Annotated in this window: 22 protein-coding genes and 1 pseudogene; 15 read left to right on the forward strand and 8 right to left on the reverse strand. The window is 51.6% G+C overall.

Annotation, left to right across the window (positions count from 1 at the left end):
- Positions 1-2,061, forward strand: a complete 2,061-nt coding sequence (locus AC4EYZ_RS18950) for a DEAD/DEAH box helicase (protein WP_490203950.1) — start codon at positions 1-3, stop codon at positions 2,059-2,061.
- Positions 2,054-3,250, forward strand: a complete 1,197-nt coding sequence (locus AC4EYZ_RS18955) for a GIY-YIG nuclease family protein (protein WP_490203951.1) — start codon at positions 2,054-2,056, stop codon at positions 3,248-3,250. The genes AC4EYZ_RS18950 and AC4EYZ_RS18955 overlap by 8 nt, the downstream gene beginning before the upstream one ends.
- Before the next feature lie 98 nt (positions 3,251-3,348).
- On the opposite strand, the gene nadS is transcribed toward AC4EYZ_RS18955, so the two are convergent.
- The 3 genes and pseudogenes from nadS to AC4EYZ_RS18970 form a co-directional block, all read right to left on the reverse strand.
- A complete protein-coding gene (gene nadS, locus AC4EYZ_RS18960) occupies positions 3,349-3,633 on the reverse strand; it encodes a NadS family protein (protein WP_490203952.1) in 285 nt (94 codons plus the stop codon).
- Entirely contained in the window at positions 3,630-3,968 is a 339-nt protein-coding gene (locus AC4EYZ_RS18965; protein ID WP_490203953.1) for a type II toxin-antitoxin system RelE/ParE family toxin, read from the reverse strand. Before AC4EYZ_RS18965 ends, nadS begins: the two co-directional genes overlap by 4 nt.
- A 326-nt stretch (positions 3,969-4,294) precedes the next feature.
- Positions 4,295-4,486 (reverse strand): annotated as a pseudogene (locus AC4EYZ_RS18970) (tyrosine-type recombinase/integrase); the annotation flags it as partial.
- A 219-nt stretch (positions 4,487-4,705) separates the two neighbouring features.
- Between AC4EYZ_RS18970 and AC4EYZ_RS18975 the strand changes: the two are divergent.
- Entirely contained in the window at positions 4,706-4,906 is a 201-nt protein-coding gene (locus AC4EYZ_RS18975) for a type II toxin-antitoxin system RelE/ParE family toxin (RefSeq protein ID WP_490203954.1), read from the forward strand.
- On the forward strand, positions 4,903-5,184 hold the full coding sequence (locus AC4EYZ_RS18980) for a helix-turn-helix domain-containing protein (protein ID WP_174788253.1): 282 nt from the start codon (positions 4,903-4,905) through the stop codon (positions 5,182-5,184). The genes AC4EYZ_RS18975 and AC4EYZ_RS18980 overlap by 4 nt, the downstream gene beginning before the upstream one ends.
- A 194-nt stretch (positions 5,185-5,378) precedes the next feature.
- Here the strand turns inward: AC4EYZ_RS18980 and AC4EYZ_RS18985 are convergent, their stop codons facing one another.
- Positions 5,379-5,546 carry a hypothetical protein gene (locus AC4EYZ_RS18985; protein ID WP_490203955.1) on the reverse strand — a complete coding sequence of 56 codons (168 nt, stop codon included), beginning with the start codon at positions 5,544-5,546 and terminating at the stop codon, positions 5,379-5,381.
- Between the two features lie 175 nt (positions 5,547-5,721).
- Here AC4EYZ_RS18985 and AC4EYZ_RS18990 point away from each other — a divergent pair, with 175 nt between their 5' ends.
- The 3 genes from AC4EYZ_RS18990 to AC4EYZ_RS19000 all read left to right on the forward strand — a co-directional run bounded on the left by AC4EYZ_RS18990 (position 5,722) and on the right by AC4EYZ_RS19000 (position 7,551).
- Complete coding sequence (locus AC4EYZ_RS18990; RefSeq protein WP_490203956.1) at positions 5,722-6,000, forward strand: helix-turn-helix domain-containing protein; 279 nt, start codon at positions 5,722-5,724, stop codon at positions 5,998-6,000.
- A gap of 169 nt (positions 6,001-6,169) precedes the next feature.
- On the forward strand, positions 6,170-7,282 hold the full coding sequence (locus tag AC4EYZ_RS18995; protein ID WP_490203957.1) for a hypothetical protein: 1,113 nt from the start codon (positions 6,170-6,172) through the stop codon (positions 7,280-7,282).
- Entirely contained in the window at positions 7,282-7,551 is a 270-nt protein-coding gene (locus AC4EYZ_RS19000) for a hypothetical protein (RefSeq protein WP_490203958.1), read from the forward strand. Before AC4EYZ_RS18995 ends, AC4EYZ_RS19000 begins: the two co-directional genes overlap by 1 nt.
- A gap of 75 nt (positions 7,552-7,626) precedes the next feature.
- Here the strand turns inward: AC4EYZ_RS19000 and AC4EYZ_RS19005 are convergent, their stop codons facing one another.
- Entirely contained in the window at positions 7,627-8,658 is a 1,032-nt protein-coding gene (locus tag AC4EYZ_RS19005; protein ID WP_474193126.1) for an AzlC family ABC transporter permease, read from the reverse strand.
- A gap of 174 nt (positions 8,659-8,832) precedes the next feature.
- On the opposite strand from AC4EYZ_RS19005, the gene AC4EYZ_RS19010 reads away from it, so the two are divergent.
- Genes AC4EYZ_RS19010 through AC4EYZ_RS19030 form a run of 5 tightly spaced genes read left to right on the forward strand, consistent with a single transcriptional unit; the run spans position 8,833 to position 13,744 of the window.
- On the forward strand, positions 8,833-9,969 hold the full coding sequence (locus AC4EYZ_RS19010; protein WP_474193127.1) for a C4-dicarboxylate TRAP transporter substrate-binding protein: 1,137 nt from the start codon (positions 8,833-8,835) through the stop codon (positions 9,967-9,969).
- Positions 9,970-10,025: 56 nt separating this feature from the next.
- Entirely contained in the window at positions 10,026-10,655 is a 630-nt protein-coding gene (locus AC4EYZ_RS19015; RefSeq protein WP_490203959.1) for a TetR/AcrR family transcriptional regulator, read from the forward strand.
- Entirely contained in the window at positions 10,652-11,152 is a 501-nt protein-coding gene (locus AC4EYZ_RS19020) for a TRAP transporter small permease subunit (RefSeq protein WP_490203960.1), read from the forward strand. The genes AC4EYZ_RS19015 and AC4EYZ_RS19020 overlap by 4 nt, the downstream gene beginning before the upstream one ends.
- A 10-nt stretch (positions 11,153-11,162) precedes the next feature.
- Positions 11,163-12,470, forward strand: a complete 1,308-nt coding sequence (locus AC4EYZ_RS19025) for a TRAP transporter large permease (protein WP_400672369.1) — start codon at positions 11,163-11,165, stop codon at positions 12,468-12,470.
- A gap of 47 nt (positions 12,471-12,517) precedes the next feature.
- Positions 12,518-13,744, forward strand: a complete 1,227-nt coding sequence (locus AC4EYZ_RS19030; protein ID WP_474191378.1) for a metal-dependent hydrolase family protein — start codon at positions 12,518-12,520, stop codon at positions 13,742-13,744.
- A gap of 131 nt (positions 13,745-13,875) precedes the next feature.
- On the opposite strand, the gene AC4EYZ_RS19035 is transcribed toward AC4EYZ_RS19030, so the two are convergent.
- Together AC4EYZ_RS19035 and AC4EYZ_RS19040 are read right to left on the reverse strand one after the other, a co-directional pair.
- A complete protein-coding gene (locus AC4EYZ_RS19035; protein ID WP_474191377.1) occupies positions 13,876-14,589 on the reverse strand; it encodes a Crp/Fnr family transcriptional regulator in 714 nt (237 codons plus the stop codon).
- Positions 14,590-14,788: 199 nt separating this feature from the next.
- Positions 14,789-15,499 carry a Crp/Fnr family transcriptional regulator gene (locus AC4EYZ_RS19040; RefSeq protein WP_027958580.1) on the reverse strand — a complete coding sequence of 237 codons (711 nt, stop codon included), beginning with the start codon at positions 15,497-15,499 and terminating at the stop codon, positions 14,789-14,791.
- Between the two features lie 576 nt (positions 15,500-16,075).
- Here AC4EYZ_RS19040 and AC4EYZ_RS19045 point away from each other — a divergent pair.
- Together AC4EYZ_RS19045 and AC4EYZ_RS19050 are read left to right on the forward strand one after the other, a co-directional pair.
- Positions 16,076-18,139, forward strand: coding sequence for a TonB-dependent siderophore receptor (locus tag AC4EYZ_RS19045; protein WP_490203961.1), 2,064 nt, complete (start codon positions 16,076-16,078; stop codon positions 18,137-18,139).
- Between the two features lie 117 nt (positions 18,140-18,256).
- On the forward strand, positions 18,257-18,316 hold the full coding sequence (locus tag AC4EYZ_RS19050) for a FitA-like ribbon-helix-helix domain-containing protein (protein WP_412768185.1): 60 nt from the start codon (positions 18,257-18,259) through the stop codon (positions 18,314-18,316).
- Positions 18,317-18,379: 63 nt separating this feature from the next.
- On the opposite strand, the gene AC4EYZ_RS19055 is transcribed toward AC4EYZ_RS19050, so the two are convergent.
- On the reverse strand, positions 18,380-19,216 hold the full coding sequence (locus AC4EYZ_RS19055; protein WP_174788242.1) for an ABC transporter ATP-binding protein: 837 nt from the start codon (positions 19,214-19,216) through the stop codon (positions 18,380-18,382).
- Between the two features lie 283 nt (positions 19,217-19,499).
- Here AC4EYZ_RS19055 and AC4EYZ_RS19060 point away from each other — a divergent pair, with 283 nt between their 5' ends.
- Positions 19,500-21,638, forward strand: coding sequence for a TonB-dependent receptor (locus AC4EYZ_RS19060; protein WP_474191375.1), 2,139 nt, complete (start codon positions 19,500-19,502; stop codon positions 21,636-21,638).
- Positions 21,639-21,641 lie beyond the last annotated feature (3 nt).

Raw genomic sequence — 21,641 nt, forward strand, 5'->3', positions numbered from 1 at the left:
GTGACCAATAATGTTCCATCAGTCTCTGTCACCTATGCCCGCAACGGCACCTCGACCAAATCTAACGAGCTTGGCATGCGCCCGATGCAGGAACGCGCCTTTGAGCGGCGTGGTGAGCAGTATCTCCTAATTAAGTCGCCGCCTGCCTCTGGCAAGAGCCGCGCGCTCATGTTCATCGCGCTAGACAAGCTGCACAATCAGGGGCTGCGACAGGCGATCATCACCGTGCCGGAAAAATCCATCGGGTCGAGCTTTGCAGACGAACCGCTGAGCGCGTTCGGGTTCTGGGCGGACTGGCATGTTGTGCCGAAGTGGAATCTTTGCAACGCGCCGGGGGCCGACGGCAGCAAGGCCGACTCTGTGGGCGCGTTCCTGAAAAGCGATGACAGCGTGCTCGTCTGTCCACATGCGACCTTTCGGAACGCCGTTCAAAAATTTGGCGTCGAAGCTTTCGATGACCGCCTTATCGCCGTGGATGAGTTCCATCATGTTTCGGCCAACCCCGACAACAAGCTAGGTGCGCAGCTCACCGAGCTGATGGCGCGAGACAAGGTGCATGTGGTCGCCATGACCGGATCATATTTCCGTGGTGACACCGAGCCCGTACTCATGCCCCATGACGAGGCGAAATTTGATACCGTTACCTACACCTACTATGAACAGCTCAACGGATATAAGTACTTGAAGACGTTGAATATTGGGTATTACTTTTATTCTGGCGCATATGCCGACGATATCCTGAAGGTGCTGGACCCTGCCGAAAAGACAATCATCCACATCCCCTCCGTCAATTCACGCGAGAGCACGAAGGATAAGATCAAGGAAACAGAAGATGTCATGCTTGGACTTGGTGGGGGCAGAAAAGATAGTTGGCTAGGGACGGACCCGGCGACCGGCTTTCAACTTGTTGAAACACCCGAAGGTCGCGTGCTCAGGATCGCCGATTTGGTCGATGACGACCCGACCAAGCGGGAGAAGGTTTCGGCAGCGCTCAAAGACCCCTCGCAAAAAAACAATCGCGACCATGTAGACATCATCATTGCTCTCGGGATGGCCAAGGAGGGCTTTGATTGGATTTGGTGCGAACACGCGCTCACGGTTGGCTACCGATCGAGCCTTACCGAAATCGTCCAGATTATCGGTCGTGCCACCCGTGATGCCGAGGGTAAGACCAGCGCTCGCTTCACTAACCTAATCGCCGAGCCTGATGCCGCGGAAAAAGCCGTCACCGAGGCCGTGAACGACACTCTGAAGGCGATAGCCGCCAGCCTGCTCATGGAGCAAGTCCTCGCGCCACGCTTCAACTTCACCCCGAAGAAACCGGAAAGCGGGCCAGCCTCCGGCTTTGACTATGGCGAGGGCGGATACAAGGAAGGCGAGTGCAATGTCGGGTTCAATGAAGAGTCTGGCCAGTTCCAGATCGAGATCAAAGGGCTTGTCGAGCCGAAGAGCAAGGAGGCTGCGCGCATCTGCCAGGAAGACTTGAACGAGGTGATCGCGGCTTTCGCACAGGACAAAACCACCGTTGAGCGCGGGCTGTTTGATGAGGAGCTCGTTCCCGAAGAGCTGACCCAGGTGCGCATGGGTAAGATCATCAAGGACAAGTATCCCAAGCTTGACGAAGGGGATCAGGAAGCCGTGCGTCAGCACGCGATCGCGGCGCTGAACCTTACTCAGAAGGCCAAGGAAGCGGCGGTCGAAGATGATGATGCCATGAAAAACGGTAACACTGCCTTGATCGATGGGGTCCGGAAATTTGCGATGGACGTACGCGACCTAGATATCGACCTGATTGACCGGATCAATCCGTTCAGCGAAGCCTATGCCATCCTCGCCAAAACGATGAGTGAGGAAAGCCTGAAGCAGGTTCAGGCCGTCATCTCGGCGAAGAAAGTAAAGCTTACGCCTGAAGGAGCGCGTGACTTGGCAAAGCGCGCGTTGAAATTCAAGCAGGAGCGTGGACGGCTACCTTCGATCACATCGCCTGATGCATGGGAAAAGAAAATGGCTGAAGGTGTGGCCTTCCTTGCCCGCATGAAAGCGGAGGCTGCCAATGGCTAAGGAATTTACAGACGATGACGATGCGCTTCTCGCTGAACTTGGCGTTGAGGTCGAGGGGAAGAAAGCGCAGAGCCACACCGCCCGTGAAGAGCGCATTATTGCGGGATTTGAAGAAATTCAGCGATTTTTCGAAGAACATGACCGAGCGCCGCAGCACGGCGAAGACCGTGATATCTTCGAGCGTCTATATGCCGTTCGCCTTGACCGCATCCGCGAGCAGCCGGATTGTTGGGGCCTGGTCGAGCCGATCGATCATCAGGGACTTCTGGCCGGATCAATGCCATTGTCGTCTTCGGCGTCTGACGAGTTGGATGACGATGCGCTACTTGCAGAGCTTGGCATTGAAACCGTAGCCTCGCCGATCACTGAGCTCAAACATGTTCGGACGAGTGCCGAGAAAAAAGCTGCCGAAGAGATTGCTAATCGCAATAAATGCGAGGATTTTGAAGAGTTCAAGCAGATCTTCGAGCAAGTGCAGAACGATTTGGATAACGGCCTACGTAAAACTCGTCCGTTCGAGATGAAGGCTGATATACAGCAGGGGCGACTCTTCATCGTCGGTGGGCAGAAAGCCTATGTCGCAGAGATGGGGGAAACGACCATCACCGCACAGGGGCGGACGGATGCACGACTTCGTGTGATCTTCGATAATGGTACGGAGAGCAACATGCTCATGCGTTCGCTTCAACGCGCCCTGAATAAGGACGAAGCGGGCAGGCGCATTACTGAACCCGACCCTGGCCCTTTATTTGCACAGGATACGATCGACGGCGACGAGGCGAGTGGCACGATTTATGTCCTGCGCAGCAAATCCGATCACCCGGTTGTCGCAAAAAACCGCGATCTTATACACAAGATCGGCGTCACCAATATGAGCGTTGCGAAGCGTATCGCTGGTGCCCGCCTCCAGCCGACCTTCATGATGGCTGATGTTGAGGTCGTAGCAACTTATGAGTTATTCAATATCAACCGCACCAAGCTCGAAAATTTAATCCACCGAATTTTTGAACCCGCACGGCTCGACATCGAGATAATGGACCGCTTCGGCAATCCCGTTGTGCCGCGTGAGTGGTTCCTCGTTCCACTATTCGTAGTGGACGAGGCTGTGGAGAGGATCAAAGACGGTACAATTTCCGGCTTCACGTATGATCCCAATGCTGCGGCGCTGAAGCCTCATGCAAGCCATTGAGAAAAGAACAGATAGTAGGGTAGTTCTGATCAGATTGATGTGGCTGCGGGATGAGAGTGCGGTGGATCGGCATTGGTGACGAAGGTGAATAGTAGATTCTAATGTGCGGCAAGTTCATTGAAAAAATCAGGATTATCCTGAATTGTCGCCAGTACCTTAGCCGCCAACCCCGTAGGGTTACGGCGCTTCGTTTCCCAGCTTTTGATTGTGTCCACACTGGTTCCCATCACATCAGCAAACTCCGCCTGCGAGACATGTAACTTATCGCGGATGGCTTTCACATCAGCCACTTCATGGCGTGTTATGCGGCTGGCTTGGGCTTTACCTTGTTTGATCTCAACGGCTTCCTGCAGCGATGTTTGCAGTTCGTCAAAAATGCTCATTCGGAAACCTCCCCTTTTAATTGGTGGGTCAGTGTTTTTAATGTGGTCTTTTCAGCGGGCGTTAAGCTGTCCTTCACGCTCTTGGGGTAGGCCAGTATTAGGTAGATTTTTTCTATCGTCGCTAAGAAATAAATAACCCGAGCGCCGCCACTTTTACCTTGGTTGCCCAATGCCATGCGGATTTTACGCAGACCCCCTGTTCCCTGAATGAGATCACCTTTATCAGGTTGAGCAATCAGAGTGCGTTGAAGTTCCTTTAATTCATCGTCAGTTGCGATGGCCTGGATCTGGCGTGTGAACGTTGTGGTTTCGATAAACTCAATTGCATAGCTCACGTTGGGCTGTCCTTTCGCCAAAGCGTTGCTTGGTGTACATAGTACATAATTTCTGTTGTCTGTCTATCTAGCTAGGGCACGCTGTGGTCACCGCTTGGTTGCCATATGGCTGCTGACAGGGTGAAAACTGTGTGATTAATGTAATCCATGGAAAACGGTAATACGTTGATAAAGCTTGGTTTACGCATTGCAGGCGCGATCCCAAAGTTTGTTTGGTTGCACTCATAATCCCTTGGTCGTAGGTTCAAGTCCTACTGGGCCCACCATTTATTAATGACTTACACGCCAAAATTCCCTCCCTCGCTGTACTGTGATCCCTCAAAGTGTCAACCGAATATCTTCGGGCCGAACGTGACCGTTTCTTTTAAGTGGCCAGGTGCCAGGTGTGCATATCTCATTGTCATTTGAATGCTTTGATGACCTAAAATTTTCTGCAATGTTAATAAGTTACCGCCATTTATCACAAAGTGACTCGCGAACGTGTGTCGTAAAACGCGCGTGCGTTGCCCTTTGGGAAGAAATTGTAGAGTTATATAAAATATTGTATATTTGAGGTATGATAAATCCCACAACACCTAAGCCTATCGAATTCTTGGGTAGTTCACTTGATGATTTGCGCATGTTTCCAGAATCGGCTCGGAGCGAAGCAGGTCACCAGCTAGACCAAGTCCAAAATGGTCGTGAGCCGGACGACTGGAAGCCCATGACGACTGGAAGCCCATGACGACTGGAAGCCCATGACGACTGTGGGGCAGGGCGTCAAGGAAATACGGGTCAGAGATGTTGCCGGTGCATTTCGGGTCATGTACGTCGCTAAATTTGCTGATGTAGTTTATGTGTTGCACTGTTTTCAAAAGAAGACACAGAAGACCAGTAAGGGCGATATAGATTTGGCTGAAAAACGTTACAGGGGATTGGCGCAGGAGTATAAACGATGAGCAATGAGCGTTTTGCAAGTGTATGGGATGCCATTGAAGACACGCCAGCGGAAGCTGAAAATATGAAGCTACGCTCAACGTTGATGATGGCTCTTAAAGACCACATCGACCGTGCTGGCTTGAATCAATCGCAAGCAGCCACACTGTTTGGTGTCACGCAACCACGGGTTTCCGACTTGATGCGTGGTAAGATCTCTTTGTTCGGCCTGGATGCTCTGGTGAACATGGCTGCTGCAGCTGGCTTGCATGTGGAAATGCGGGTCACCGTGGCAGCATAGAGGATAATTTGTAAATAAGCTGGATTGGCATACGCTGCTGTAAGTCTACGCTGAGGTGCTATTGAAATTCGTCACCGCTTTTCAATAGCATTGCGCTTGAAACTTGAGATAGTCGCCCCCTGCCTCCTTTTCACTCTTGATCAGTGATCCTTTTAAGTAACGTGTCCAACATTATTTTCAAATGGTCATCATCATCAGGTAATGGCTGGTTTCGACGCTTTAACCGATTTTCTTTGATATGTGCTCGGCGTAAATCTTGTGTAACGATCAACCTTGATGGTGGGGAGGTAGCCGCGGCGGATATGTCCTTGAAGGACACCTTCATCTAGGCCGGAGAGCTGCGAGAAGCGTTCGATGGTCATTGTTTGGCACGGTTGCCGGAACCTGGGGCGCGTTACTCGTTTCCATGTGTCATTACCTGCACTGTAATGGGCTGTGATAGTCTCTGAATTACGGGTTTATGGTTTTCCGAAGAGGTGTAATCATGAATGATCACAGTAATCATTGGTGAGTGTAGTCATCAATGATGATGCGTCAATGGTAATTGGCGAAAAAATTCGTGCCTTAAGAGAGGCCGAAGGTATGGGACGCCAGGAATTCAGTGACTTAACGGGGATTCCAAAGAACACACTCATACGCCTAGAACAGGGAAAAAATGCCCCTTCTGGGAAAGTTCTCATGCAAGTAACAAAAGCTTTCTACAAATACACACTTTGGCTGATGACAGATCAGACGGATGAAGTGTGTGGGCAAGTGAGCCCAGAAATAGAAAAGGCGCGAGGCACGTTGAAGAAAACGGGAACGGATACCAACTAGCAAAAAAGGTTGTTGATAAATGGTTCCAGGGGGGAAGGCATTGTGGGTAAAATTGTTTAATTATTAAGTTATGATGGAGAATAATAAAAAAAGCTGAAAGTGGATTGGTGGCTAAATGATTTTATTTGAATTATCAATCAAACAGAGTTATTGATAAGTAGGGTATGGGATGAGTAGAAAAGAAAATTTAATTTTATTTTTGAAAAATAATGAGAGTGGTAAGAGTGATAAAAGAAATAAGGGAAGTTTTAGTGATATTGTCAGTGCAAGTGCGCAGGTTGCAACTTTGTTGGTTATTGTTTTTGGTTATTTTTATACAGTAAAGCCTGTTTTTCAACATCAATTATTAGCAGAAAAAAATGCACAAGTTGAGTTAGATAAAGTTAGGCTGGAAGAAGAGTTGGCCAGGATTGAAGAAGATTTAGTTGATAGAAGATTAGAGTTAGATGAAATAGTCTTGCGTAATGAAGGGTTGGAGGAAAATATAGCATCATACGAAAATGAAATTAATAACCTTTTAGATATAAGGGGTGAGTTGGAAGAAGAAGCCAGAGAAGCATATTTGGGTTTGCAAGAAGAGCGAGGGAAAAGTGATGCTTTATTAAAAGAAATTGAAATATCAGAGCGTAGAGAAAGTGAGGCTGCAGAGAGAGTGGTAGCTATACAAGAACAAGTAAAAACTGAACTAGATGCTCTTGAAAATGCTCGATGGGAATTGATTTTAACAGATATGCAGCAGCTAGGTAGAGTGGACTTTATAGGGTCATCTTGGTTTTTCGGAAATGATAGCGAACTTACAATCACTGAATACTTAAATAGTGCATCAGAAAGCTGGCCTAACATGTATCTTTCAGTGTTAAGCGCTATAGATAGATTTGAAGAAATAAATACAAGTGAGAATAAATATCCACCAGACTATTTAGAAGAACTAAGAGATTTGGCTACGGCTAATGTTGATATGTTGAGATGTGAAAGGCCAGATTTTAATAAAATCGAATCAGATTACTACATGGCGCTGGAGGATTCTGAAAATCAAGCATTGGCCGAAGTTAATGAAAGGATGGATTCGATAAGAAATGAATATGCTGAAGATGGTAAGGTGTCAGTTTTTTCGGATGATTATATGGATAGGAATTATAGAATAGCTCTAATAGTACAACAGAATCGTTTAGAAGCAGATTTTAAGATAATGGTTAGTGATATGCGAATAGAGTGCTTTAGAAAAGTTTATGAATTTTATGGAAAAGTGGCTGACATTAAAGGGTTGGATATGGATATTTAATGAATTTGATATCAGGCCATACCTTTAATATGGTTAGTGATTTTATTTTAAGTAATAGGAGGGTGAGAAATGATAGTGACTACAAAGTGGCAACGCTGGTGGCAATTTCAGGCGCATTAAGACAGTTGAGAGCTAGGCAAATGGTTGAAAAAACGACCAAAGGCGATTATTGGCACGCTATTCACACGGCGCATAATCCCTTGGTCGTAGGTTCAAGTCCTACTGGGCCCACCATTTCTATATTTACCTATTTCAAAAGCAGGGAGTAATTAGTCCCTGGAGCTGCTGTATATCTGATTCTAGTTACGCCCTGCGCACGTCTAAAACTTTCAAGTCCCCCAATATTACCCAACCCACCAGCGCCAACCCGCAGCACAAAGCATGCCCATTGTAATCGATACCAACGGATTCCTCATCACTACCGCCACCGTACCCGCCGCAATGGCTGCGAGCCGAACGCCACCATCCCCATGCACGATGATAGGCGTAATAACGGCAATCAGGACTGAGCTAGACATGGCATCGACGAATCGCCGCACGCGTGGGCCCAGCGGCACACGTGACATGATTAGCAGTCCCAGCACTCTGGAGCCATAAGCAATCACCACCATTAGCATGATGGCTATCAACGACTGCCATACGGGGGATGAGCTCATAAGGCGCTTTCCCTGAACCAGCGTCCAGGCAATAGCACGGCTACCACGCCACCGGTGAAGGCACCCACCATCACATGTAGGTAAGGCGGCAACCACCAGTACGCCATTAATGCACTCGCCGCTGCTGCCAACCAGGGTTAGGGCCATTGCTGCTCGTGGGTTTCCACCGACAACGATCATCAGCAGAAAGCACAGCATGATCACATCAAGGCCGAAGCGTTCAGGTTCGGTAATGCCTCCACCAAAGGCTAGCCCTATCGCAGTGCCACCGACCCAGGCGCCCCATAGCGCGATTCCGCCACCTAGAAGAATGCCCAGGTTTCGCTCGCCGCGCTGATACTCTCCCAGCGCCATTGCCCAGTTGGAGTCGGTTAGCAGAATCACCATAGCGAATTGCTGGCGTTGAGGTAACGCCTTGAGCCAGGGATAGAGCGCCGCACTCATTAGCATATGCCGGGTATGAATCGCGAGTGTGACCGCTGCCAGAGCAAGCAGTGGCAGAGGCGAATGCCACATCTCTAGGGCAGCAAATTGCGATGGAGCCGCGAAGACAAACAGGCTCATTAGCATCGCTTCCCAGCCGGCCAACCCTTGGTGCACGGCGGCTACGCCAAACGCCAATCCAAACGCGATCGTAAAAACCGCTAAAGGCAGCATCATGCGAATCCCTCGCCAGGTACCCGCAATATCCAGCCGAGTGGGATTTTCTTTTATTTTCATTGCTTAACCTTTCTATGCGAAGCCGGCCGTATCAAAAACAAACAGACCTGCTTGTTTTTTTATTATTTGAAGTCTAGATTGAATTATGTACACGCGCCACATCGGGTGACGTGTCAACAATACAAAGCGATACAACAGAAAAAAACAGCCGATTAAATCGGCCCGGGAAACTATATGAACTTCACTCGTAATACGCTGACACTCGCCGTTGGAGCGCTGGTCTTGCCTGTCGTTGCTTCTTCGGCGCATGCCGCAACATCCTTTATTGCCAATTCGTTTTATGACCAACAACACCCCCACTCCCGTTACGGTTACATCGAGTGGGCAGAAATGGTCAAGGAACTCTCGAACGGCGAACTGCAACCCGAGGTTTATACCGGCACCGTACTGCTGGCACCACGGGCTAACCTGCAGGGTATCCAGGATAACGTGGTTCAGGTTGCTCACCATGCGGCTATCTACACGCCTTCTGAAATGCCGGTCGCGAATGCCGTGCAGGAGTTGGGGTTTAACTATGATGACCCACTGATAGGCATACTGGCGGTGACAGACTTCAGCCTTAATAATCCCACTCAACTAGCCGAGTGGGAAGAGCTGGATATTGTCTACCTGGGCGCCTATAACACGCCTTCCTATGTGCTGTTCTGCCGCGAACCAGTCCGCAATCTTGAAGAGCTACGCGGTAAGCGTATTCGTACGGCTGGCTCGACTGTTTCTGCCTGGGTCGAGCAAGCCGGGGGAACGCCCGTCAATGTGCCTTCCAGTGAGATGTATAGCGGCCTCGATCGTGGCTCGTTGGACTGCGCCTCTAATGCGGCTAACGACTTGATTGACCGGTCATTGTGGGAGGTTGCCGAGCACACCACGTTGCTGCCTACCGGCATGTATTGGTCTGGCCCTCAGTGGGGCTTCAATTCGGGCTTCTGGGCTAGCCTCAACGATGAGGAACGTGATGTCTTCAAAGAAGCGACTGCCAAGGCAATGACCCGCATGATTGTCCAGTATCTGGGCGCTTCTGAAGCCGCACTGGAAGAAGCCGCCTCCCACGGCAACAATATCTACGAGCCCGAAGATGATCTGATGGCTTCCGTGGAGGCTTTCCGCGATGAGGCCTTGGCCAATGTCTACGATAAGGCTCGTGATGAGTACGGCGTTGAAGACCCAGAGGCGCTGATTGATGATTTTATCGCGACCTACGAAAAGTGGGATGCCTTAATCAGCGAGGTTGATCGCGAGGACGAAGAGGCACTGGCCGAACTGGCCATGGAAGAGATCTACAATAAGCTTCCTGCTGACTACGGAATCTATTAACGCTGCAACATTGAGGCCGCCGCATTGAGGCGGCCTAGGCCAAATAAGGGTTCGCTATGACGAAGCGACAGAATCAAGAAGAACGCTCACGCCAAACCCAGGCTCGGGTTACGCAAGCGACTATCGAGTGCATTCTCCAGAAGGGCATTCGTGCCACCTCAACTGTGGATGTTGCACGTCTGGCGGGCGTTTCCCGTGGCGCTTTAGTTCACCACTATCCTTCTAAGACATTATTGATGCAGGCGGCGCTTGAGGACTTGCTTAGTCGCGAAGTGGAAAGCGTAAGGGAGATGGCCGTAAAGGTTAAAGCGGGTGAGCTTAACTTTGACAGCCTGCTTAAAGCGCTGCATGAGCACTTCAAGGGTGACCTTTATATGGTGACTCTCGAATACCTCACTAATGCGCGAACCGACCCCGATATCATGAAAGTGCTGATACCGCTGGCAGCAAAGTTCAATGACTCTTTGGAGCAGATTTGGGAGCAGTTAGTCGCCAGTTCCAAGCACACTTCACATCAGAATCGCGTCGCCCTGAACGCCACCTTGTGCATGATGCGAGGTATAGGGGCGCAAAGCATTTGGCGTGATGACCCTGAACTCTACCGCGATATGCTGCTGTTCTGGAAAGAGACGCTTCTGGAGCTGGGTTTTTCTGCCTCAGATGCGAAGAGGAGTGCGCCTGTATGATCGCCAGACACGTGGAGTCGTTGAGCCAGTGGATCGCCAAAAGTGCCATGGTGCTGGCGGCACTGTTTCTGGTGCTTATGGCGCTGCATGTCTCACTTGATGTTGGGCTGCGCTACTTATTCGGAAAGTCGTTTACCGGCACCTTGGAGTTTGTGTCTTTTTACTACATGGTCGCCGTCGTCTTTCTGCCGCTTGCCTATGTGGAGCTCCAGCGGGAACACATCAGTGTGGATGTGCTGGTGGGAAGGCTCCCGCCGGTAGCCCAACTGACGCTTTACCTATTTGCCAGCACCCTTGGGCTCCTCTATTTCGGCATGCTCTGCTACCAGAACTATCTAGATGCCGTACGCGCTACGGTTCGAATGGAAACGGCCATGGCTAATTTTACCTTCTATTTATGGCCCAGCCGCTGGGCGTTACCGGTTGGCTTTGCAGCTATGTGCCTGGCCATCCTCGCCAACATGATTAAGGCGCTGCAACAACGCCAAGCCCTGTAGGAGTTTCCTAATGAGTAATATAGAGATAGGCGTGGCAGGCATTGCCATCGCCTTGGCCCTGATCGCCCTGCGCGTGCCAATCGGCGTTGCGCTGGGGTTGGTGTCGATCATTGGCATTGGTGAAATGACCAGCATGCGTGTGGCCTGGGGAATGATTTCTGCCACTCCGTTTGACTTTGCCGGTACCTGGGAACTGACTGCGGCACCTATGTTCCTGTTTATGGGCTATTTGTGTACCAGCACCAATATGACCCAAGGTCTGTTTCATGCCATGCGCCTTTATCTGGCGCGCCTGCCTGGCGGTCTGGCTGTTTCCAGTGTTATGGCCTCTGCCTTCTTTGCCGCCGCCTCGGGTTCAAGCGTAGCAACATCGGCGGCCATGTCGCGGATTGCCGTGCCCGAAATGCTTAAGCATAACTACGACAAGGGGTTAGCCACCGGTACCGTCGCAGCATCTGGAACACTCGGCTCGCTGATTCCCCCAAGCGTGTTGCTGGTGCTCTATGGCGTTTATGCCCAGGTGTCGGTGGGCCAGCTGTTTATGGCGGGATTCATCCCCGGTGTGCTTTCAGCGCTGCTTTACATCGCCATGATTATGGTGCGAACCAAGCTTAATCCCAGCCTGGCGGGCAACACAGATGTACGCTCTAGCTGGGACGAAAAATGGGATGCCTTTAAGCATATCTGGCCGTTGCCGCTGCTGATCGGCTCAGTTCTTGGTGGGATTTTTCTGGGTATTTTCTCACCTACCGAAGCGGGGGCGGTGGGTACCTCCATTGCCGCTCTGATTGCTTTGGCACGGCGCACACTAACTTTTTCAGCCATTCGGGAAGCGCTGATTCGCACAGCAGTGAGCACGGCAAGCATCTTTATTATTCTCATCGGGTCGCTGTTTTTCACCCGCTTTCTAGCCATGAGTGGCGTGCCCGCTGCTTTCTCCGAAATAATCCTCGGCGTCAGCACCGAGACCTGGTGGATCATTCTCGCGGTGGCAGTGATCTATCTTGTGCTGGGGATGTTTATCGACTCCATTGGCTTACTGCTCCTCACTCTGCCGTTAATTCTGCCCTTAGTGGAAGGCGCAGACCTCAACTTGATCTGGTTCGGGATCATTGTCGTAAAGCTGCTTGAAGTGGGGTTGGTCACTCCGCCTATCGGGCTCAATGTGTATGTCATCAAAGGTGCCTTGGGCAATAGCGTCACCCTGTCTGAAGTGTTCAAGGGCGTCGCCTGGTTCATCGTCATGGATATTGTTGCCCTGTTATTGATCGTGCTGATTCCAGCGCTTTCGCTCTACCTTCCGCAAAAGATGTTTTAACGCCACTCTCACAAGAACTCTCACAAGAACACTCACAAGGAATACTCATGACAACGACACGCTTTATTAATGCTAACGTCATCGACACGCGCAACGGAAAAGTACTCGCCAACCAGCAGGTGCGTATTCAGGATGGCCGTATCGTCGATGTGAGCGATTCGCCGCTAGAGGGCAGTGATGATCACGTCATTGATATTCAGGGCCACTTCCTGATGCCCGGTTTAGTTGATTCACATGTGCACGTCACGGCAATTACACCCAATTTTGCTCTGCTTGAGACGCTTTCGCCTTTCTATGTGGGTGCCAAATCAAGCGAGCTGCTGGAAGCTATGTTGATGCGCGGATTCACGACCGTGCGCGATGCTGGCGGTGCAGATTACGGTCTAGCCAAGGCTGTCGATGAAGGTGCCCTGGTCGGCCCGCGCATCATGTACGCCGGGAATGCACTCTCCCAGACCGGCGGCCATGCTGATATGCGCGGCCCAGGCCAACAAACCTTTGAAGGCTGCTTCTGCTGCGCGGGTCTAGGTCGTGTTTGCGATGGTGTAAGCGAAGTACGCCGGGCCGCACGGGACGAGATCAGAAAGGGTGCCACCCAGATCAAGATTATGGCGTCTGGCGGCGTTTCTTCACCTACCGACCGTATCGACAGCACGCAATTTTCGCTTGAGGAAATTGATGCCATTGTGGAAGAAGCCATCGCCGCCAATATTCATACCATGGCACATGCCTATACGGCGCGCGCTATCAACCGGCTTATCCCCAGAGGCGTCAAGACCATTGAGCACGGCAACCTTATGGACGAGGAGAGCTGTCGGCTATTCCTTGAGTACGACGCTTACCTAACGCCGACTCTCTGCACTTACGATGCCTTAGCGAAGGAGGGCGTTGAAGCGGGCATGGCCGAGCACCTACAACGCAAGGTTTATGATGTGCTGGATGCTGGCGGTAAGGCACTGGAAATGGCTCAACAATACGGTGTCAAGATGCTATACGGCTCTGATCTTCTTGGCCGGATGCAACGCCATCAACTCAACGAATTTCATTTACGCAAAGATGTAGTGCCCACCGACGAGCTGATTCGTGCAGCCACTAGCCACGCCGCCGACGCTTATGGTCACACCGGCGATTTTGGCGAGATTATCCCAGGCGCAAGGGGAGACGTAATCGTGCTTAAAGACAATCCTTTGGACGATATTAATGTTCTTACTCAGCCCGATGAGCAGCTCATGCTAATTATGAAAGGGGGAGTAGCTTACAAAAATGTTCTGTAGTCAGGCTTAATGCTGCTTAATAAAACGCTGCGTAATGAAGAGGCCAGCCAATGGCCTCTTTTCCTAGCCCGTTGGCGTTACAGAGGAAGGGGGCTTATTAAATGCTTGATCAAGCGTTACGCTTCCTTTCTTTATACCATCGGCAACATTTTGGCGTATAACGCGCAATCATCGCTATAGCACTCGCAGGAGGCCTCGATTAGGCCTAGTCGATCAAGCACCGTGATGGTTCCACGCTGGTAACGGATTAGGCCACGCGCCTGTAGGGCTATCGCCGCCAGGGTAATGCCTGCACGTCTAACCCCGAGCATCATGGCCAGAAACTCATGAGTCAGATTCAACTGATCGGTACCCGCGCGATCCTGAGTTATCAGCAGCCAGCGGGCGAGGCGCTCTTCAATCCGGTGGAAGTGATTACACGCCGCGGATGTCGCCAGTTGCTTCATCACGACATAGATATATCGCTTTAGTCGCTGATGTAATACTGGGCTACCGGGTAGTAGCTGCTGAAAGCTTTCAGCAGTCATGCGTAGAGCCGAACCAGCCCCTTGAACCAGCGCGAGTAGCGGCGCCTCATCAATGCCTAGTGCTAATGAGCTACCCAGCATTCCTTCCCGGCCCGCCATCGCGACTTCCAGCCGTTTGTCAGTATCGATGACGACAATCAGTGAGATGAAGCTATCGATGGGAAAATAGACGTGGGTAAATGTCTCTGTGGGCTGTAGCAGTACTTCACCAAAGCTAAGCTCCACGGTGTCGCAGGCAGCCATAAAGGCATTTCGCTCGACTTCCGGCAGCTCAACAAGGAGTTGATTGGCAGCGGGAACGTTCAAAATAGACGTCATGTGCCTCTCCGGTTATAAGAACCTGGCAAACGGCACAATGAAGGTGTAAATCATTTTGATGTCGGCTGCAGATAGGCCATCATCAGCGTTATTGACGGACTATGCGCATATTAACATTGGGTAAATCACTCGTCGGCACGCTAGCGTACATAACGTCGGAATGGTGTTTACGGGTAGATTGATAGTAGGGATTGAATTATTACATTACGTCATGGTGGTTGAGTAGGCGGTCGTACTCGCGCTTAACCACCGCGTAACACTCGCAGACCCGCTTTTCTAGCCCAGGCCTGTCAATGATGGTGATATGCCCGCGGTTGTAGGAAATCAGCCCTGCTCGCTGGAGTTTCCCTGCGGACTCGGTCACGCCTTCGCGCCGCACGCCCAGCATATTGGCAATTAACTCTTGGGTCATAATCAATTTATCGCCCGGTAGCCGGTCGAGGCTGAGTAGCAGCCAGCGGCATAGCTGCTGATCGACGCTGTGATGGCGGTTGCATACCGCTGTCTGTGCCATCTGCGTCAGCAAGGCTTGGGTATAGCGCAGAAGTAGTCGCTGCATAGGGCCCGCGCGATAGAATTCGTTTTTGAGTAATTGCCCCTTAAGGCGGTAAGCCTTCCCTGCACTCTGCACAATCGCTCGGCTGGGGGTGGTCTCTCCGCCCATGAACAACGAAACGCCTACCACTCCTTCATAACCCACTACGGCAATTTCCGTCGAGGCACCATCTTCCATTACGCACAGCAGTGAGACGATAGAATCCAATGGGAAATAGACATGGCTCATTTGCCGGCCGGATTCGCTGAGTGACTGACCCAAGGACAATGTAACCTGCTCAAGATGAGGCAACAGATGCGCAAGGTCTTCTTCGGGTAATAAGCCAAGCAGAGCGTTCTGCTGGAGTTCTAGCATCGCACCTCTCCCCCTGTTGTTGGCTGTCGCGCGGCTTTTGATCAAAATTGTCTGAGTAAGATGTTCTTTTCTAATGCTTTTTACTGTTATCACAAATTTTTATACAGATATCGTTTTAGTATAGGCTATCGGCAGGCCAACTCAGTACGCTAACGTACATAAGCCTCTTGGAACAGGCTTAGAAACGATGTGTTGTATAAGAGAGAATCGTTGGAGAGGGATAGTTATTGCAGGAGTTTTTCACCCCCATGTTCGCCAGCGCACAGCCAACAGATAGCTAACTGTTTAATGTAGATATAAGTGTGGCAACGGAAATGCCTAAACAGGACGTTGCACTTTGCGCTGCAGGGAACGCAGCGCCTCTCTTCTCAAATCTCAACTGCTAAAGCATCTAAGCAGTTGAGATGCATTGGGTACAGTCTGTTGGTATCGCCTTCAGTCAGCGTGGAAAATCCCCGCATTAGGCCATTGAAAGCAACTATTCAAAAGCGCTATCATGAATGCTAATAACAACGATTATCATGATGCTTATTTCTCTGCTTCCTCTTTGCTCCTAATTCCAACTGAGACTCTATCATGCCTCGTCTGCCGTTTGCCCGTCGTCCTTTGGCGCGCTCAATTTCCGCACTGATCCCCGTCACTGCGGCGCTTTTTTGCGCATCTGCCTATGCTCAGGAAGAAACCACTTCCAACGATACCGTGGTGGTTACGGCCACGGCGCTTAAAGTCGATACCCCGCTAGTAGAGACGCCACGTCCGGTCTCAAGCGTTGACCGTGAAGAACTGGAAGCCCGTAACGTCCAACAGCTAGATGAAACGTTCCGCTATCGTGCGGGCGTGTTGTCGGGCCATTACGGTAGCGATAACAATACCGATTGGCTCAAGGTGCGCGGTTTTGATCAATCGACTTACCAAGATGGTCTGCGAATCTACCGCGAAGGGTTTTATCAGTGGCTACCCGAGCCTTATGGTTTGGAGCGTATCGAGGTATTTAAAGGGCCTTCATCGATTCTATACGGTGAGGCACCTCCTGGGGGCTTGATCAATGCGGTCAGTAAGCGTCCGACTGAGACGCCTCAAGGGGAGGTTAATTTACAGCTTGGCAACCGCAACCATCGCCAAGTCGGCATTGATACCAGCGGGCCGCTGGGAGAATCAGAGGATGTGCGCTATCGCTTGGTGGGATTATACAAAGAGCGCGACGGCGATTTAAACGCCACGGATAACGAGCGCTACTATTTTGCGCCGAGCCTGGCGGTTGATCTTAGTGAAGATACTACCGTTACCTTTTTAGCCAGCGTGCAAAAAGATGATGGCGTTCCCGTTAATGGCTTTAAGCTGCCCTATGGCACTGTGGAAAACACCCCCTTTGGCCGCATAGACCCACAGACCAACTTGAGCGAACCTGGATACGATCAGGATAAACGCACTCAGTGGGGGCTTGGTTATGAGCTTCGCCACGCTATTAACGATACTTGGTCGTTTGAGCAAGACCTGCGCTACAGCGAACTGGACTTAGAGCTGCGCAGCACCTACGCACTCTCCATGGTTGATGATCGACGCGCATCCCGTGGATTGGTTTATCGCGATGGTTCCATTGATAGCTGGACGATTGATAACCGCATGGTGGGTACTTGGTACGGTGATCGCACCGAGAATACGCTGCTGCTGGGTGTTGATTACCAAAACTTGAGCCTGCGTGGCCAGGAAGGGGATAACTATGCGTTCGGCGAGCCGATTGATATCTTTAACCCAACCTACGGTAACTTTACGCCGATTGCAGAAGAAGATCTGCTAACTCGGGAAATCGATAAAGAGCAGACCGGTCTGTATGCCCAAAACCAGCTGCGTATCGATGACCGCTGGGTGCTGCTGGGCGGCGTACGCTACGACCAAGCGGAAACTGATAACCGTAATCAAACCGCAGGAACCACTCAGCGCTCAGATGACGACCAAGTGTCTTGGTCAGGTGGCGCAATGTATCTGGGTGAAAACGGTGTTAATCCTTACGTTAGCTACACCGAGTCATTTGACCCAGTGGGTAGAGTCGATGATTCAGGCGACCTGTATGATCCCCGCGAAGGTCGTCAGTGGGAAATAGGCGCTAAATTGGCGCCGTTCGACTGGGATGGCTATGTAACGGCGGCAGTTTTTGATCTGGAAGAGACCAATACTCTAGTGACCTCTCCAGCAGGCTTCCAGGTACAAGAGGGCAAGCGTACCTCTCAAGGCTTTGAGCTGGAAGGGGTGGGTTATATTACCGATGCGTTAAAAGTCACCGCGGCCTACACCTACACCGATGCTCGTCTGGAAGGCGATGAGCGTGCGCCGTTAATCCCGCGCCACCAAGCATCAACTTGGTTGGATTACGCCTTCACCGGCGGCGCGTTAAACGGCGTGACCCTAGGTGGCGGTGTGCGTTATGTGGGCAGCACTGTTGATACCAGCGTCGCCGACAACACAGTAGTGGATAGCTACACTCTGGTCGATGCCATGGTGGGCTATGAGTTTGCTGACGGTTGGCAGGCCCAGGTCAACGTCAACAACCTCACCGATAAAGAGTACGTGGCCAGCTGTGAATACTGGTGCTATTACGGTGAATCCCGCAGTGTGATTGGCAGCGTGAAATATAGTTGGTAAGGCCCAGTGCAAACCACAACGCCCGGTCATATAGGTCGGGCGTTTGCGTATCTGGGGTATGCTTTAGGGTCTGAGGATCTTTTCAGCGTATGCCATGATTGCATTGAGGATAGGTGAATGGCGACTATTACAGTGCGTAATGTAGATGATGAACTCAAAGCGCAGCTCCGCATTTAAGCGGCTAGCCATGGTCACTCTATGGAGGAAGAGGTGCGGCTTATTCTTTCTCGATCCGCAGCGTTATTGCACAACTGTCTCCGTTTTCGCAATGGATTGGCTGCGTTTCCGTGGCACACAAATCGGGCTGCCGCTTTCGGGGTCGTGGATCACATGGGCATCCAGGTCGAACACGCGCTTAAGGTTGGTGGCGGTAAAGACCTTGCTGGGTGCGCCGCTGGTAACGATACGGCCATCGCACATCATTACTAAATGATCAGCGTAGGCGGCGGCCAGGTTTAGATCGTGGAGCACCAGTAGCAGGGTGCGGCCTTTCTCATGGGCCAGGCGCGAAAGCAGTTCCAGCAAATCCACCTGTACCTTCAGATCCAGAAAAGTAGTGGGCTCATCAAGCAGAATCAGATCGGTTTGTTGAGCCAGCACCATGGCAATCCAACAGCGCTGGCGCTGGCCGCCGGAGAGCGCATCGACATTGCGCTCGGCAAACTCCGTCACGTGGGTATAAGCCATGGCCTCACGAATAGCAGCGGCGTCTTGCTGAGCATTTTTCTGCCATAACCCCTGATGCGGAAAACGTCCCATCCCCACCAACTGCTTTACGCTCAGCCCCTCGGGGGCTACCGGGCCTTGGGGCAGAATTCCCAGGCGCTTGGCGACCTCTCGAGTCTTGCTGCGATGGATATCCTTGCCGTCCAAATACACATGCCCGCCACTAGGCGTAAGCGTGCGCGCGAGGGTTTTTAGCAGCGTCGACTTGCCACTTCCATTCGGCCCTAAAAGCACCGTGAGCTTGCCTTCCTCAATCGCAATATCGACACCATCCAGTACACGTCGAGTGTCATAGCCCGCGTGCAGGGCTTCGCCCGTCAAGCGAGGTAGCTGATGAGAAGGCTGGGTCATGAATGTGCTCATTGGGGTTGTTTAAGCAGGCAGAACCGTAAGCCAAAATATTCTCATTTTCAATACTTGCCATTGCTCAGCAAGTAATTGCTCACTGTCTCTAAGCGTCAGCCGCAGAAGAAATGTGGGGTAAGAGAGGTGAGGAGTCGTGTCGTTATCCTGAACAGTTCGTTCTGCTTGAGTAGACCTCTGTGATTTATATGCATAAAATAATCATTATTATTTAGATGTAGATTACGTTTTCAGAGTAGGGTTCACTCAAAAGCAGGGGGATAAAAACTAGATGTACACTAAGAAACGCCAGGTATTTTGGCCTACGTTGACGCTTGCCGGTTTGGTAGCTGCCAGCCATGCTTATGGGCAGGAGTCTGCTTCCACAGGATCGCAAAGCGGCGCCAATGATGCCGACTCGACCATGGTGGTGACGGCCACCCGCAGCCATAGCGAAGCGGGCCAAACACCGCAGCGGGTTACGATCATTACCCGTGAACAGATCGAACAGCAGCTAGCGATTACTGATGACCCGGGCCAGGTGCTCAGTAATCTTATTCCCTCTTACTCCCCCAGCCGCCAAAAGCTCTCCAACGCGGGCGAGACATTCCGCGGCCGCGATGCCCTGTTCCTGATTGACGGAGTGCCGCAGTCCAATCCCCTGCGCGACAGCTCGCGGGATAGCTATACCATTGACCTTTCCATGGTAGAGCGTATTGAAGTGATCCATGGCGCCAGCGCCGAGCACGGATTAGGTGCTACGGGTGGCTTGATCAACCTGGTGACCCGGCGTGCCGAAGGCGGAGGCATTAGCCAGCACGCAGGGATTAGCCTGACCACGGACGATGATTTTCAATCCGGTGGGCTAGGCCACAAGCTGGACTACCGCATTAGCGGTCAGCAAGGCGACTGGGATTTCGTTGCCGCGGCGACGCGTCAGGAGCGCGGGGTTTTTTACGATGGCAACGATGAGGTGGTCGGTATCGCCTACCCAGGCGAGCTGCAAAACTCGGAAAGCTACGACCTTTTCGGCAAGCTGGGCTACTGGATCGACGACAATCAGAATATTGAGTTCTCGCTGAACCACTTCGATTTGGAAGAGGGCAACGACTACGTACCGGTAACAGGAGACCGCTCTGCAGGTGTTCCCACCACGGCACGCAAAGGCCGTCGTGACGGCGAGCCTGGATTTAACGAAGTGACCTCCGCTCGGCTTTCCTACTCCCACGCGGATTGGTTTGGCAACGAGCTGGATGCTCAGGTCTATCACCAGCGCTTTCGTGCACGCTTTGCCACTACGCCATTTTTCCCTTATCTGGATAGTGCAGGGGATACCCAGTATGACCAGACACGCAATGAATCTGACAAAACGGGCGCCAAATTCACCTTGAACCGTGACGGCATGCTGGACGACCGTTTGGGTGTGACGGTTGGTTTGGACGTGCTGGAAGACGAAACAAGCCAGATGCTGGTGCATACCGGGCGTACCTACGTGCCGGAAAGCCGTTATCGTAATTTGGCTCCTTTTCTGCAGGGCCAGTTTAAGCTCGCGGATCCGCTCACGCTGCACGCCGGGGTGCGTCACGAGTATGCCGAACTTGATGTGGATACCTTCCAAACAATTGATCGCAGCAATGTCACTCAAGACAACGTTACCGTTGATGGCGGCAATCCCAGTTTCGATGAAACGCTGTATAACGTCGGCGTAACCTATCAAGCCACTGATTGGGCTCAGCTGTATGCCAACTATTCGGAAGGTTTCGGCATGCCCGACGTGGGCCGAGTGCTGCGCGGTATTGGCACGGCGGGCCAGGATGTGGATACCCTGCTGCAACTTCAGCCTATTGTTACCGATAACCGGGAAATCGGCGCGCGTTTTGACTGGGATGGCTACGGGCTAGAGATTAGCTACTATGAGTCCAATTCGGATTACGGCCAGCGGCTTACCGAGCAGAATGGCACCTGGGTAGGCAGCCGTGAGAAGACCGAAATCCAGGGCGTTGAGATTACCGGCGACATGCAGGTGGCGGACAAGCACGATCTATCGCTCTCCTATGCCCACACTGAGGGCAAGTCGGATCAGGATGGCGATGGCAGTGTGGATACCAAACTCACCGGTATCAATATCGCCCCGGATACGCTCAAACTGGGCTGGAGCGCTACCTGGAACGACCGCGTTTCCACGCGCTTGCAGGGTAGTTACTACTTCGATCGAAGCGTCGATAATCCTGAACTTGATTTTGACGGCTACGGCTTAGTGGATGCTTCTCTAGCTTATCGCCTGCCCACCGGCAGGGTGTCAGTAGGTATCGAAAACCTCACCGATGAGGATTACCTCACTTACTACTCTCAAGCCGCACGCATCAGCGATGAGTACTACTTCACTGGGCGGGGCCGCACTTTCACTCTGGGGTACCAGCTGGATTTCTAGTCA

It is taken from the genome of Vreelandella sp. 162(4c), from assembly GCF_058152265.1.